Source organism: Achromobacter mucicolens, assembly GCF_902859725.1.
Lineage (GTDB): Bacteria > Pseudomonadota > Gammaproteobacteria > Burkholderiales > Burkholderiaceae_B > Achromobacter > Achromobacter mucicolens.
This window is the reverse complement of sequence record NZ_CADIJP010000024.1, coordinates 1-13,120: the sequence shown is the minus strand read 5'-3', so window position 1 is coordinate 13,120 and position 13,120 is coordinate 1. Positions and strand designations below refer to the sequence as shown.

General features: G+C 66.9%; 13 protein-coding genes. 1 reads left to right on the top strand and 12 read right to left on the bottom strand.

The window, feature by feature from the left end; all coding sequences use genetic code 11:
* Positions 1-97 precede the first annotated feature (97 nt).
* The 4 genes from HV786_RS24045 to rpsP all read right to left on the bottom strand — a co-directional run bounded on the left by HV786_RS24045 (position 98) and on the right by rpsP (position 2,724).
* Positions 98-760 carry a helix-turn-helix domain-containing protein gene (locus HV786_RS24045; RefSeq protein ID WP_175211953.1) on the bottom strand — a complete coding sequence of 221 codons (663 nt, stop codon included), beginning with the start codon at positions 758-760 and terminating at the stop codon, positions 98-100.
* Between the two features lie 109 nt (positions 761-869).
* Positions 870-1,706, bottom strand: coding sequence for a tRNA (guanosine(37)-N1)-methyltransferase TrmD (gene trmD / locus HV786_RS24040; protein WP_175211952.1), 837 nt, complete (start codon positions 1,704-1,706; stop codon positions 870-872).
* The gene (rimM, locus tag HV786_RS24035) at positions 1,706-2,323 is read right to left on the bottom strand and encodes a ribosome maturation factor RimM (RefSeq protein WP_062842036.1); all 618 of its coding nucleotides are present in this window, start codon (positions 2,321-2,323) and stop codon (positions 1,706-1,708) included. Before rimM ends, trmD begins: the two co-directional genes overlap by 1 nt.
* 140 nt (positions 2,324-2,463) lie before the next feature.
* A complete protein-coding gene (rpsP, locus tag HV786_RS24030; protein ID WP_008165084.1) occupies positions 2,464-2,724 on the bottom strand; it encodes a 30S ribosomal protein S16 in 261 nt (86 codons plus the stop codon).
* A 491-nt stretch (positions 2,725-3,215) separates the two neighbouring features.
* Between rpsP and HV786_RS24025 the strand changes: the two genes are divergently transcribed.
* On the top strand, positions 3,216-3,797 hold the full coding sequence (locus tag HV786_RS24025) for a hypothetical protein (RefSeq protein WP_128827934.1): 582 nt from the start codon (positions 3,216-3,218) through the stop codon (positions 3,795-3,797).
* 70 nt (positions 3,798-3,867) lie between these two features.
* Here the strand turns inward: HV786_RS24025 and HV786_RS24020 are convergent, their stop codons facing one another.
* The 8 genes from HV786_RS24020 to HV786_RS23985 all read right to left on the bottom strand — a co-directional run.
* On the bottom strand, positions 3,868-4,137 hold the full coding sequence (locus HV786_RS24020; protein WP_056315665.1) for a sulfurtransferase TusA family protein: 270 nt from the start codon (positions 4,135-4,137) through the stop codon (positions 3,868-3,870).
* A complete protein-coding gene (alaS, locus tag HV786_RS24015) occupies positions 4,137-6,761 on the bottom strand; it encodes an alanine--tRNA ligase (protein WP_128827933.1) in 2,625 nt (874 codons plus the stop codon). The genes HV786_RS24020 and alaS overlap by 1 nt, the downstream gene beginning before the upstream one ends.
* An 80-nt stretch (positions 6,762-6,841) precedes the next feature.
* The gene (locus HV786_RS24010) at positions 6,842-7,921 is read right to left on the bottom strand and encodes a PulJ/GspJ family protein (RefSeq protein WP_175211951.1); all 1,080 of its coding nucleotides are present in this window, start codon (positions 7,919-7,921) and stop codon (positions 6,842-6,844) included.
* On the bottom strand, positions 7,918-8,535 hold the full coding sequence (locus HV786_RS24005; protein ID WP_128827635.1) for a type 4 pilus major pilin: 618 nt from the start codon (positions 8,533-8,535) through the stop codon (positions 7,918-7,920). The genes HV786_RS24010 and HV786_RS24005 overlap by 4 nt, the downstream gene beginning before the upstream one ends.
* 61 nt (positions 8,536-8,596) lie before the next feature.
* Positions 8,597-9,733 carry a type II secretion system F family protein gene (locus tag HV786_RS24000; protein ID WP_175211950.1) on the bottom strand — a complete coding sequence of 379 codons (1,137 nt, stop codon included), beginning with the start codon at positions 9,731-9,733 and terminating at the stop codon, positions 8,597-8,599.
* The gene (locus HV786_RS23995; protein ID WP_252870032.1) at positions 9,726-11,498 is read right to left on the bottom strand and encodes an ATPase, T2SS/T4P/T4SS family; all 1,773 of its coding nucleotides are present in this window, start codon (positions 11,496-11,498) and stop codon (positions 9,726-9,728) included. Before HV786_RS23995 ends, HV786_RS24000 begins: the two co-directional genes overlap by 8 nt.
* On the bottom strand, positions 11,498-11,941 hold the full coding sequence (locus HV786_RS23990) for a hypothetical protein (RefSeq protein WP_252870031.1): 444 nt from the start codon (positions 11,939-11,941) through the stop codon (positions 11,498-11,500). Before HV786_RS23990 ends, HV786_RS23995 begins: the two co-directional genes overlap by 1 nt.
* A 34-nt stretch (positions 11,942-11,975) precedes the next feature.
* Positions 11,976-13,120 (bottom strand): hypothetical protein (locus HV786_RS23985; RefSeq protein WP_254599508.1); only part of this gene is annotated, 1,145 nt, incomplete at its 5' end.

The following is a 13,120-nucleotide window of genomic DNA, read 5'->3' as shown; positions in this document are numbered from 1 at the left end:
CTCATCGTGGCAAAGAAGGCCGGGCCGCGCCTGGCGCGCCCGGTGGCGGCCCGCTCCCCTCGCGTGCCGCCGCATGGGTGCTGCGCGCTCAGGGCGCTTATGACGTGTCGTCCTCCGCGGCTTGAGTGATGTTGGAGATGGCCCAGATGACCTCGGTCGTCTGGGACCCCGGATTGCACCAGCGGCGCGGCGTGCTGCTGGCATAGCAGAAGCTGTCGCCCTCCTGCAGGCGCAGGACGCGATCGCCGACCCACAACTCCAGCACGCCCTTGAGCACCACGCCGATCTGCTCGCCCTGCCCGGTCACGAAGAGCTCGCTGCCGGTGGAGCCACCGGGCGCGATGGAGGCGCGGCACAGGTCCATGCTGCGGCAGGCCGCGGGCGTGTACATCTCTTTGCAGATGCCCTTTTCCTTGAGATCGATGTAGCGATGCGTGCCCGCGCGGGCCACGCGCCCATCTTCCTCGCCGCCCGTGTGCTCGGCGTTGCGCAGCAGGGCATTGACCGACACGCGAAACTCGCGCGCCAGGAGATGAAGGACTTTGACGGAGGCCGAGCTCAGCCCTCTTTCGATCTGGCTCAGAAGGCCCAGCGACATGCCGCAAGCCTGGGCGACGTCAGCGAGCGACCGTCCCTGCTGCTTGCGCAACTGACGCAGTTGCTGGCCCAGCCACAGATCGACGGCCGACTCCGGCCTGTCCGCCCGGGCGGGTGACGACGGTGCTGCACTGGCACGACGAACGGCGGCTGAGCGGCTCATATGAAAATTTCATGTGCATGTAATTTTCAATACTAAGGAGCAGCGAAAACGCCCACAATCTAGGACCTTCCCTAGCGTTGTGGGCGTTGCGGATGGGCCAGGATGTCCGTCAGGCGGCGCTCGAGGGATCGGACGGCTTGCGCGGCCGGCGACGACGGGATGATCCCGGCTCGGCGGGCAGCGGCGTCCCGGCAAGCTCGGCCAGATATCGCTCGTCAAGCTTGCTGAGCCAGCCTTTCTCGCGCGCGGACGCGATGAGTTCAGGCCGGCGCGCCGCGGTCAATGCCAATGAACGCTCGCGCCGCCAGCGCGCGATATTGGCGTGATGACCGCTCAACAGGGCCGCCGGCACCGCTTCGCCTTCGTACACTTCGGGACGGGTGTAATGCGGGCTGTCCAACAGGCCGGACAAGGTGTCATTGAAGGAGTCCTGCAGCGCGGAATCCCCATCGTTGAGCACGCCAGGCAAAAGGCGCACCGCGGCATCGATCACCGCAAGCGCCGCGATCTCACCGCCGGACAAGACGAAGTCGCCAAGCGAAATCTCTTGCGTGACGCAGCGATCGATGAAGCGCTGGTCCACGCCTTCGTAGCGCCCGCAAATGAGAATGAGGCCATCGCTGGCGGCCAATGCCTCGGCGCCAGCCTGGTCATAGCGCCGGCCCACCGGGGCCAGCAACGCCACCGGGGCAGGACCCAGCCCCTGTCCGGCGCGCGCCTGCTGGGCGGCGTTGACGGCGGCTTCCAGCGGCCCCGCCATCATGACCATGCCGGGACCGCCGCCGTAGGGGCGGTCGTCGACGGTGCGATGGACGTCATGCGTGAAATCGCGCGGATTCCAGGCATGCAGCTGCCACCGGCCCTGGGCATGGGCCCGGCCGGTGACCCCGAGGTCGCGCACCACCCCGAACATGTCGGGAAATAGCGTAACGACGTCGATACGCATCAAAAATCCGCGGGCCAGTCGCTGTCGATGCGGCGCGCGGCCAGATCGACGGCATGGATGTGCGCGCGTACGAACGGAACAAGCATTTCGGCGGGCCGGCCCTTGGCGTCCAGGACGGGTTCGGGATTCTCGCCCTCGCCCTTCTGCAGCAGGACCTTCAACACGGCATGAGCACCGTTGTCGAGGACCTCGCTTACCACGCCGATTCGCGTGGGTTCGCCGCTGGCGCTGGAGTACAGCGCGCAACCAATGAGATCGACCCAGTAGTATTCGTCTTCCTCGGGCGCGGGGAACGAACCGCGCGGCGCTTGCACGGAATGTCCGCGCAGCGCTTCGGCCTGATCGCGATCCGTGATGCCCTGCAGTTGCGCCACGACGGTGGCTCCCTGCGAACGGGCTTGCAAGATCTTGAATGCGACAGGCGCAGACGCGACAGCGCCCCGCGCCAATTCAGGCACAGGGCGAGTCAACCACCATTGAGACGCTGAGAGCAGCACTTCGGCGTTGGCCGAATGCGGCTGCACTTTAACCCAGCCTTTCACACCGTAGGCTGCAGTGATGCGGCCCAGCTCGACCAAATCCGTAGGCGCCGCGTTGGAGGTTGCGGCATCAGGCATTTATCGTGCTCTTTATCGGCTTGGATAGCGATGAAGCAGCTAGGAATGTCAGCTTGCAAGCGCAGGGCTTTCAGCGTGGAAAAACTAGCCGCTCAGAATTCAGCTAAAGAATTTCAGCTAAGGATGTGCGACGCGGGCAATTAGGCCGCGGCGGAAACCTTGGCCGAGTATTCCTTGACCAGACGCTCGACGGCGGGCGACAGTTGCGCGCCGGTGCCGGTCCAGTACTGCACGCGATCCAGCGCAATGCGCAGGTTTTCCGTGCCTTCGCTAGCCACGGGGTTGTAAAAACCCACGCGCTCGATAAAGCGGCCGTCGCGACGGTTACGCGAATCGGTGGCCACCAGGTTGTAGAACGGACGCTTCTTGGACCCACCGCGGGCCAGGCGAATCACCACCATAGGTAATCCCTTGAATTAGTTGTGAAAAACGGGAAATTCTAGCACTGAAAGGAGCCTGCTGGCAAATGCGAGTGCCGAAATCTGTGAAGTGGCGCGATTTGTATCGTAAAACACCACATCCGAGTATTCTACAAGCACGAGCCCAGCCCTGCTGCGGCTCTATCCGCAGGTATTCCGCGCCGAGGTTGCGTCCGGAGTTGCGCCGCAGGCTCTGTCCACCCGGTCATGCCCCCGCCGGCCCGTGCCTGCAGCCTGTCTCGTTGTCATGCGTTTGAGCAGTTGGTGCGTCTGAAGAGCAATCTGATTGGAGAGATCGGATTCATGTCGACCCGCGCAAAACTCTACGCCCTGCCCTTGCCGGCCTCCCCGCAGCGACAGCCTTCCCCTGCCTTCCTGCCCCCTCAGGGCCCGGCCACCCCGATCGGGGCGACTGCGCCTGCGCCTGACTGCGCTTTCCCCCACTGACGTCCTTGAACTGGAGTGTGCACATCATGAAGAACCAAAAATCCGTCTTCGCCCCCGTCGCGCGCCTGGCTGTGGCTGGATTGCTTGCGGGATCCCTTGCGCTGCCAACGGGCGCGTCCGCACGGGTGATGGGTGCGGCGTTGACGACGGCATCCGGCCAGGTGACCGCCGTGGATCAGGCAAGCCGGACCCTCACCTTGCGCGGCGCCGATGGCAACACCGTGGAGATCGTTGCCGGACCGGATATCCGCAATTTCAAGCAGATCAAACCGGGCGACACCCTGACGCTGGACTACTACGAGTCGATCGCGGTGGATGTGCGCCCCGCGGGCTCCGGCGCGCCGGAAGTCGTTACCGAGACCGCGGCGGCCCGTACCGCCAAGGGCGCAATGCCAGGCGGCGTCATCGGCCGTCAGACCACGATCACGGCCGAGATCTGGCACATCAATCGAAGCGCGAACCTGGTCATCCTGAAAGGTCCCCAGGGCGGCCGCCGCACCATCCAGGTGAGGGACCCGGCGCTGCGCGAGAAACTCCAGCAACTGAAGGAAGGTGACCTGGTGGACTTCACGATCACCCAGGCGGTCGCAGCGGCCATCCACCGCTAGCCGACGCCGCCAGGATGAACAAGGCCCGCTGCGGGAGCGGGCCTTTGTTGATAGCGCGATTCGGTGCGGTTCAGCGCCGGCGCAGGAAATGCACGCACCGCCCGTCGGCTTCCTGCTGCGCGACCAGCGCATTGCCGGTCTGGCGAGAAAATGCCTGGAAATCGCGGATGGCGTTGCGGTCGGTGGTGATCACGCGCACCACCTGCCCGCTTTCCATCTGCGCAAGCGCCTTCTTGGCGCGCAGGATGGGCAACGGACAGGTCAGGCCGCTTGCATCGACTTCTTGGTCGAACACCGGCGCCTCGGCGCCGGCATCGAGACGGGAATCGACGTCGCTCATCAGAGGCGCTCGCCCACCCACTTCTGCACACCGGCGATCGCCGCGGGCAGCGCGGCGATATCCGTGCCACCGCCCATGGCCATATCGGGACGGCCACCACCCTTGCCGCCCACCTGGCCGGCCACGAAGCCCACCAGATCGCCCGCCTTGATGCGGTCGGTCAGGTCGGCCGTGACACCGCCCACCACGCTGATCTTGCCGTCGGCCGAGCCAGTGGCCAGCAGCACGACGGCCGGCTTCAGACGATCCTTCAGGTTGTCGACCATGCCGCGCAGCGCCTTGGGATCGACGTCGCCAATGCTGGCCGCCAACACCTTGATGCCCTTGACGTCGACGGCGGCGCTGGAGGCCAGGTCGTTGCCGGCGCTGGCCGCAAGCTTGTTGCGCGACTGCTCAAGTTCCTTTTCGAGCGTCTTGACCTGGTCCTGCACCTGCGCAATGCGCGCCGGCAGGTCGGCGGGCGTGCTGCGCAGCATGCCGGCGACCTGGGTCAGCAAGGCGTTCTGGTTCTGCACCCAGGCAAGCGCGTTGTCGCCGGTGATGGCTTCAATGCGGCGCACGCCAGCGGCCACACCGCCTTCGGAAACGATCTTGAACAGACCGATGTCGCCGGTGCGGCTGACGTGCGTGCCGCCACAGAGTTCACGCGAGAACCCGATGTCGAGCACACGCACGGTGTCGCCGTACTTTTCGCCGAACAGCGCCATGGCGCCGCCCTTGACCGCATCGTCATAGCCCATGACCTGCGCGACCGTGGGCTGGTTGGCCAGGACTTCGGCGTTGACGATGGCTTCGACGCGGGCGATCTGCTCGGCCGTCAACGGCGCATCCTGCGCGAAGTCGAAACGGGTCTTGTCGGGATCCACCAGCGAGCCGCGCTGCTGCACGTGCGCGCCCAGCACCTGGCGCAAGGCCTTGTGCATGAGGTGGGTGGCCGAGTGGTTACGCACGGTACGGGCGCGGCGGATGGCGTCCACGCGAGCCAGCAGCGTGTCACCGACGGCCAGCGAGCCGGATTCCAGCGTGCCGTGATGGCCGAACACACCTGACTGGATCTTGAGGGTGTCGGCAACGGCAAAGCGCACGCCGTCGGCTTCCAGGAGGCCGGTGTCGCCCACCTGGCCGCCCGACTCCGCATAGAACGGGGTGGCGTCCAGCACGACGACGGCGCTCTGGCCGGCCTTCACTTCCTGGACTTGGGTGCCATCCACGTACAGGGCCGTGACCTTGACGTTGTCCAGCTCAAGCTTTTCGTAGCCTTCGAAACGCGTTTCGGCGCCTTCGTAGCTGAGGCCTTCGGCCATCTTGAACTTGCCGGCGGCACGGGCCTGGTCGCGCTGACGCTCCATGGCGACCTCGAAGCCGGCCATGTCGACTTCGACTTCACGCTCGCGGCAGATGTCGGCCGTGAGGTCGACGGGGAAGCCATAGGTGTCGTACAGCGTGAACAGCGTGGTGCCGTCCAGCACGCCGCCCTTGGGCACGTTGGCCAGGGCGGTGTCGAGGATGCGCATGCCGTGCTCGAGGGTTTCGCCGAAGCGCTCTTCTTCCTGCTTGAGGACCTGGGCCACGCGCTCGGCGGCGGCCGCCAGTTCCGGATAGGCCTCGCCCATTTCGGCAACGAGGTCCGGCACCAGGCGATGGAAGAACGGCTTGGTCTGGCCCAGCTTGTAGCCGTGACGCAGCGCGCGGCGCACGATGCGGCGCAGCACGTAGCCGCGGCCTTCGTTGCTGGGAATCACGCCGTCGACGATGAGGAACGAGCAGGCGCGGATGTGGTCGGCGATGACCTTGAGCGAGTTGTCTTCCAGGTCCTTGATGCCGGTTTCGCGCGCGGCGGCGGCGATCAGGTGCTGGAAGAGATCGATTTCGTAGTTGGAATGCACGCCCTGCAGCACGGCGGCGATGCGTTCCAGGCCCATGCCGGTGTCGACGCAGGGACGCGGCAGGCGCGGCATATTGCCGGCGGCGTCGCGTTCGAACTGCATGAACACCAGGTTCCAGATTTCGATGTAGCGATCGCCGTCTTCTTCGGGGGATCCCGGAGGGCCGCCCCAGATCTCGGGACCGTGGTCAAAGAAAATTTCGGAGCAAGGACCGCAGGGGCCGGTGTCCGCCATCTGCCAGAAGTTGTCGGACGCATAGCGCGCGCCCTTGTTGTCGCCGATGCGGATGATGCGCTCGGTCGGCACGCCCACTTCCTTGGCCCAGATGTCGTAGGCCTCGTCATCTTCCTGGTAGACGGTGACCCAGAGCTTTTCCGCCGGCAGCTTGTAGACCTGCGTCAAGAGCTCCCAGGCGTACTGGATGGCGTCGCGCTTGAAGTAGTCGCCAAAGCTGAAATTGCCCAGCATTTCGAAGAACGTATGGTGGCGGGCGGTGTAGCCCACGTTCTCCAGGTCGTTGTGCTTGCCCCCGGCGCGCACGCTGCGCTGCGACGAGGTGGCTCGCGTGTACGACCGCGATTCCTTGCCCGTGAAGACGTCCTTGAACTGGACCATGCCCGAATTGGTGAAGAGCAGGGTCGGATCGTTGCCCGGGACGAGCGACGACGAGGGAACAATGGTGTGTCCCTTGGACTTGAAGAATTGCAGGAACTGCTGGCGAATCTCGGAGGATTTCATCGTGGATGAAGCAGAATTTAGGGCGAATCGCCAATTATAGAGGGTTGGCGGGAATACGCGGGGAATGGGCTGGACGGCGGTTACCGGACACAGACGTAACCGATGGTCCAGCCTTCGGTTCCCTTCCAGACCCCGCCAGAGGACACGACGACGCTCTCATAGCCCGTCGGGCACGCGCACTGGCCGGTGCGGGGGTTGGCCGTGGAGATGCCCGTGTAATGGAAGCATCCGAGCGGGTAGTTCACGCTGAAGGCGCCCCCAAACCCGCCGCTGGCCTGCATCCAGACCCCCGATTCGCAGGAAAGCAGTTGTCCGGCGGCGGATTTGGCAAGGGCGCCGGGCTGCGCCCCGCAGGCGTGGCCCGGGACTTCCCGGGCGCCCACGTTGACGTACCCGCCCGTCTCCACGCTGCCTGCGACTGTCAGCCCGCCCTGCAGGTCCGGATCGCGCGTGTCGCGCATTTTGACGTAGCCGCTCAGGTCTGGCAGCCCGGCGCCAGCGCCCGCCCACAGGGCAAGCGTGCCCGGCGCATGCGTGGGCGCGTCGGCCGCCAAGGGATTGGGAAAGCCATACGCGGCGCCGCGCAGTTGGGCTGGCGCCTGCGGCCACACCGCCCCGCCGTAGCCGTCCGTGGATGCAACGACGGATGCCATGGCGACTTCGTCCGGCACTTGCGTCCCTTTTTTCAGCAGGGGCTTGTCGGCGTAGACGATACCGTCCAACCGGCAGGGGTCGCCCGGGCAGGTCTGGCTGCGAGCGATGTGGATGTCCGCCCCGAAGCCCAGCGCCGACTGACTGGGAAAGTCGGCGGGCAACAGCCCCTGGGCGCGCAATTCCGCCAGGCTGGGTCGCAGGGCCTGCGCGAACAGCGGCTGGCCTTCGCCATCCAGAGGCGGCTTGCCTTCGGACAGGGCCTCGGCATGCCGCGACAGCATCTGCGTCACTGCCAGGCGGATTTGCGTCATCCAGACGCCCGTGGACCGCGCCGCGGACGCTTCGATGCGGTGAACGACTTCGTTGGAGGCCCAGATGGCGACGGCGGTGGTGAGGGCCAGCGCCAGCGCCATGCCGATGAGCGAAAAGCCCCCCTGCCGCCGCCGGACGGCGGGCGGCCGCAGGCGCCATTCCGGCTGGCCTGGGGCGCAGCGAGGCGCGCTCATCTTGCAGTGAAAACGAAAGTGTTCACGTCGCCCTGGCTGCATTGCGCCTGCGCCTGTGCGGCGCGGTACGGCGTGGCGGGAGTGGCGATCGAGTCCTTGACGACCCGGGCGCCGCTGCTGCCGCTGATGGAAATGATTTCGGAGACCCGCTGCAGGACGGACGCCAGCGCCGGGCAGGCGGCATGGCTGACATTGGTGAGCGTCAGCGTGAACGCGGACCCCATGCCCGCCCCGTCAACGGAGGCCGGTTCAACCTGCACCACACCGCTGCCGCTGGTGCCGCTGCCTCCCAGGCCGTGGGCCACGCTTGCCGCCGCACCCGTTCCCTGCACCGACAGCACGGTGGAGTCGCGCAGCGCGTTTGCCAACGCACCGGTATCCAGGCCGGTGTAAGGCGTCACGCCGCCGCCCTGGGCGTTGATTTTCATGCTGGCGACGAAGCGCTGTAGTTCTTCGCCTACCTTCGGCACTTTGTTTTCTATGACGTAGCCGCCAATGGCCGGGATGCCGACGATCGCGATGAGCAGGACGATCGCCGTGACGATGGACACCTCCATCAACGAAAACCCCTGCTGCTTCCACCGGGCGCATCGGAACACTCTGACTCTTTTCATGAAGATCCTCTTTGATAAAAGCGCGCGGCGAGCCGCGCAGTTGCCGCCAACCGGCGATCCACTACTGGCTGGCATAGAAATTGGTCAACGCAAGGCGCAGCTCGTCGATCACCGCGTAGTGCCACAGCGTGATGCCCAGCACCGTGGACAACGAGGCAATCAGCAATGACCAGCGCAGCACCAGCGCCTGCCGCCGCACTCGGGCCAGCAGGCGGACCTCCACGCGCTGGCGCACGCGGGCCAGACCCGGCTCGACGCCCAGCGCATCCATCAGGTCCGCCATGTACCACCAGGTCTGGGCATCCAGCAGACCGGTGCCGAAGATTTCCGCGCCGCTGGCGCCGCCGTCGATCCGGCTCAGCATGGCCTGCAGGTGCGCCAGCAGCCACGGCGAGGCGTCGCGCGACTGCACGGACAGCGCGTGGCGCAAACGCGTGTCGGCTGCGCCGTGCTGTCTGATGAGCACGGCCAGCAGCGATAGAAAGCGGATCGCCTGGAAATCGCGATACAGCCGCCAGAGCAGCCAGCGGTCGAGCACGGCGCGGATATCGCCCGTGAAGTTGGCGAGCGACCAGAGCCCCAGCATGACCGCGCCGAATATCAGGACGACCCACAGCGCAAGCCACTGCTTCAAGCCGCCCGCCAGCGCGAACAGGCCACGCGTGAGCGGCGCATAGTCTTCGGCGGGCACGGCCTGGAAAACCTGCTGCAGCCTAGGCACGCTGAAAAACGGAATGGCGCACAGCAATGCGAAAGCGACGATGGCGGCGATCACGCCCGTGGCCGCCGCCGACAGCAATGCCGACCAGGCCTCGGACGCCAACCTGACGGCGCGCGCCAGATCGCGCAGTGCAGCAGCCAGATCGCCGCCTTCCTCCTGCACGCAACTGAGCAACAGGCATTCGCCGTGCGGCAGCGAGTCCGACCACGCAACGCCCAGATCGCCGCCAGCGCTCAGATAAGCGGCGGCCCAATGCTGACAGAGGCGCCCGCGCACGGTGTCGGGTCCGTAGCGGCTGGCGTCGTCCTCGAAGATGTCGCGCAGGCTCTTGCGCCCTTGCGTGCCTTCGACGACATCGGCCAGGTATTCGTAATAGTCCGCACGCTGCGCGCGAAAACGCAGCGCATCCAGCCGCAGCCGGTACTGGCCGGCCGACGACGCAGACCAGCGCGATGCGCGCGCTATGACATCAGCCATGACGGACTTCCTTGGACACGGCCGCGCGGGTCGGCGCAGGCGCTGCGGCCAGCACTGAAACGGCCGACACTGAACCCAGCGTCGGCAAGACGGGCAGTTCGAAGCGGCGCAACAGCGTGCGCGGATCAATTTCTCCGAGGCTCGTCCGGTACAGGGCGCAATCCAGCGCCCGCGCGCCGCGCAAGGCGGCATCGCGCCAGGCGCCGCCTATTGCGGGCTGAAACTGCTGCTTCAAACCGTGGTTGTCGCGCCGCCGCACTTGCTCAAGAAAGCCCCGCACGCGATCCGGCTCGATCATTTCGGCCGCGACACTGCGTCCCGCCGTGCCGTTCAGTTCCGGCATGTGGTCGCGCCGGCACGCGGGGCAGCCCGCCTCGTTCCTGACCTTGAGCGACGCCGCGTCCAGGTCGAAGGTGTCTTGCATCGCGCGCACCCAGCCGCGCCAGTCCCAACCTTGCGCCTGCCGCGCCGGGACGCCCGACCACAGGCTGTCCACCGGCAACGCGCAACCGGGACACAGGCGTGGCAGCAGGGTTTGGTAGATAAGCAGTTTCAGGATGCCGGGCGAAGCCAGGAACTCACGCGACACACCGATGGCGTCGGAGGCCAGGCGTTCGGGAATCATCGCGGCCGACCCGGCGTGGGTGGTGGCGTACAGGCTCACCCCCGAACTGGCGAGGTCCATGAACGCGCGGCCCGTTTGGACATCGCGGACCTCGCCGATCAATAGGTCGTTCATGGCCGAACGCTTGATGGTCTTGAGCTTGGCGTCAAGCGTGGGCCACGCCGCGTCCGCCAGCGCGCCGGTCAACGTGTTCTGCAGCGCGTTGCCGATGTGGTATTCCACGGGATCTTCAAGCGTGATGACCTTGCGTGTCGGCGAGATGCCCCGCATCAGCGCGGCGATGGTGGTGGACTTGCCCGAGCCCACCACACCCGCCAGCACGATGGCGCCGCCCTCGCGCTCGCGCGCCCGCAACAGCGTTTCGGCCTGGCCGGGCAGGTAACCCAAGGCCAGCAGGTCGCCGTTGACGGTCGCGTCCAGCCGCAGGATCCGCAGGCACACCGAAGGCCCCGCGTCCGCGGCCAGCGAGGCCCAGCGCAATACGATGGGCGCAGCGTCCACGGTTAGCGAAATGCGCCCCTGCTGCTCGAGCGCCGGATCGAACACCGCGCCATTGCCGCCACGCACATCCATCCACGCCACGGCCAGGACCTCGAGCAGCGTGGCGCTGGAGAGACCCGCGAACCGCTCGGCGCCGACATACTCGCCGTGGATGGTATAGCGGATGTCGCCGCGGTCGCGCCGCTGGTCCACGTTGATGTGCACGTCGCTGGCGCCTTGCACCACACCCCAGCGGACAATATCGAGAAACAACGCAGCCAGCGCCGAGGCGCGTTCGGCCGGGTTGGTCTTTGCCAGGCGCCCCGGCCCGGACGCCGTGTACTGGCCTCGCGCGATCATCAGCAGAAGCGGCGCGGGAACGACGTAGCGCGCGGGACGCGCCATGCGGTAACCCGCCGCTTTCACCATCCGTTCGACCTCATCGATCTGGTCGCCAACGGTGTATTCCTTGACGGCGAAGATCGCAGCCTGGCCGCCTTCCAGCAACACCGGACAGAGGCGGCCGGCCAGCGCCGCCAGATCGAACTGGCGGCTCAGCGCGCGCACGAAGGCCGGCTCCATGCCTGCAACGTCTTCAGGCGTATGCAGTTCGGGCAGGCGAGCAGGCGATGCCGAAGCGGACACGGTTTGCATCGGCATCAATGGCCCCTTCCTGCATCCAGACAAGCCGACTGCTCGCGACCGTCGCGCTGCAGGCGCACGCAGGCGCCGTCGACGGCCAGCAGGCGATACGGCGCCATCAGTGCGCCGCCAGCCACGGGATCGGGGCGGCCGGCCCGGTAGCGCAGCAACGTCCCGTTGACGATGATGTCCACGTTCAACGCGCGCGCCGTGCCGAATATCGCGGTCACGCGAATGTCGTCCGCGCCGTGTGCGACGGATGGCGCCGAGGCGCCCTTCCCTTCGCCCACTCCGCAAAGGCCCGGCACCCGGCAGTCCGCCAATGCTGCCGCGGCATCCGCCCGCAACAAGGTGCGGACGGTCTCGACGTCTGACCAGGGTTGGGGCGTCTGCGCGTGATCCGCGGCCCGGGCTTGGTCTGCCGACACCGCCGCGGCGCTCAGTGCAATGCGGGCCAGCATGCGCCCGGTTGCGCGTCTGCGCTGGATGCAAAACTTATTCCTGTTCATAAAGATCCCCCTGCAATTCAGCGACAAGCGCACTCGCGACGAGGCTGGGCCGCGGTTGCGGCTGCACATTCACCACGAGGCGCGACCAGCGGGCAGCAGGCACTGGCCCCGGCAGCAACGCCATGGATCGCAATGGCCCATGCAAGACCAGGCTGCGCCTGCGAACAAGCGGCCTCCCCCATCCGTCAGCGCTGCCGGGCGACGCAACGGCACGCGCCGCAGCAGGCTGCCGCGGCATCAGCGGCACGGCCGGCGACAGCGCAACGGAAGCGAATGCCGGACGCAGCCCTTGCAGCCCCCCTGCCACCCGCGTGTCCACGTGCAGTGACGTGGGCAACGCCAGGTCGGCCACACGGATGGGCGCCGACGCCACGCGCCAGGCCAGCGTGGCTTCCTCGAGCGGCTTGAACGACACCCGCCAGCCGGCGGGCAGCAGCGCGTGCAGCCCGTGATTGGTGGCAAGCGGGTGAGCCCTGGCATATACAGCCGCGCAGTCCCATTGCTGCGCGGCGGCCTCGCATTGGGCGCGGCGCAGCGCCCAGCCCTGCACCTGCACAGGCAACGCCGCCACGCTGGCGAGCAGGCGCGTCAGGTCCGTGGCTGGATGGACAGTCGTGCCTTGCAGCATCGCCTCGTACGCATCTGCCATCGGGTCTCGAACGGCGGCGGGCTCGGGTGGGGCCACTGGCTTGCGCGCGAACGGGGCGACGCTCGCGTTCCACAACGACGGCGCGATGGCGGCAAGACCGATGCAGGCGAGAAACACGCGCAGTGCGGCAGGCAGTTCGGCCCAGCGTGAAGGCAGTACCGTCAGCGCGGCGCCAGACTCCACCGTCTGCGCCAATGCCGTCCACACTTGATCCGGCGAATGTTCCGTCAGCGACGGACGCTGCGCGAGCAGCGCGCGCTGTTCCGACTGTGCATCGTCCAGCGAATCGAACACCCTGTCCGTCTGCGACAGGACTGCGCCGCCATGTGCGGCAACCAGCCAATGGCGTCCATCCGGCAGGCGAACCAGACTATGGCCGCCCTCGGGATACAACAAGGCGAACAACTGCGCGGCCGATTGCGGCGGCGTGGCGCCCGCTGACCGCGGGCGGCGCCAGGGCCGCGCCGCCCGCAGGCCCGGCC